Source organism: Nocardia sp. NPDC051990 (assembly GCF_040680755.1).
Taxonomy (GTDB): Bacteria; Actinomycetota; Actinomycetes; order Mycobacteriales; family Mycobacteriaceae; genus Nocardia.
The window spans coordinates 1-1141 of the sequence record NZ_JBFAXH010000043.1; the positions used below are offsets into that span (position 1 = coordinate 1).

Genomic DNA, 1141 nt, shown 5'->3' on the forward strand with positions numbered 1-1141 from the left:
GAGTTGTCTTTGCCGGTCGATCGGCCGCGGCCGGTGCTGATGTCTCATCGGGGTGCGACGGTTGGTTATCGGGTGGATGCCGGGTTGGTGCGGATGTTGGAAAGCTTTGCGCGGCGGCGGAGTTCGTCGTTGTTCATGGTGATCCATGGTGCGTTGGCGGTCCTGCTTGCGCGGTTGAGTGGCACTACCGATATTGCGGTCGGTACGCCGATCGCCGGACGCGGCGCTGCCGCGCTCGACGACGTGATCGGCATGTTCGTCAATACTTTGGTGTTGCGGACCGACATCGATCTGGATGAGTCGTTCACGGATCTGCTCGGCCGGGTCAGGCAGGTCGATCTGGATGCTTTCGAGCATGCTGATGTTCCGTTCGAGCAGTTGGTGGATCAGCTCGTTGTGCAGCGATCCCAGTCCCGGCATCCGTTGTTCCAGGTGCTGTTGGCGTTCCAGAATCTGGAACGAGTCGAGCTCGAGTTGCCTGGTTTGGCGGTGTCGGTGGTCGATTTGGCTTCCGAGGTGTCTCGTTTCGACCTGCAGTTCGTGTTGTCGGAAGATCGCGACAGTGGTGATATGACGGTGTCGGTCACCTATGCCACGGATTTGTTCGATGCGGGGACCGTTGATTCTCTTGTGCGTCGGTGGATTCGGGTTTTGGAGTCGGTTGCCGCTGATCCGATGGTTGCGGTCGGGGCGATCGAGGTGCTCGAGCCTGCTGAACGGGCGGATCTGTTGACACGTTCGGGTGCGCCGACGGTGGCGCCCACCACTTTGGCTGATCTGTTGAGTGCGGCGGTCGCGCGGGATCCTGATGCGACGGCGATCGTGTTCGATGGGCAGCAGTTGAGTTATCGGGAGTTGGATGAGCGTTCGAACCGGTTGGCGCGGTTGCTTATTCACCGGGGTGTCGGTCCGGAGGATATCGTCGCGATCGGTATGCCGCGTTCGGTGGATTCGGTTCTCGCGGTGTGGGCGGTGACCAAATCGGGTGCTGCTTTTCTGCCGATCGATCCGACCTACCCGGCTGATCGCATCACTTACATGATGAACGATTCGAAAGCGGCTATCGGTCTGACCGTGCCGTCGGTGCGTGCACAACTGCCCGACGACATCGACTGGCTGACACCGGACAACCTCGACAAGG

1 protein-coding gene is annotated in these 1141 nt (G+C 60.4%); it reads left to right on the forward strand.

Annotation, left to right across the window (positions count from 1 at the left end; genetic code table 11):
• A partial coding sequence (locus AB0L63_RS32705; RefSeq protein ID WP_364509011.1) for a condensation domain-containing protein occupies positions 1-1141 on the forward strand: 1141 nt, incomplete at both ends.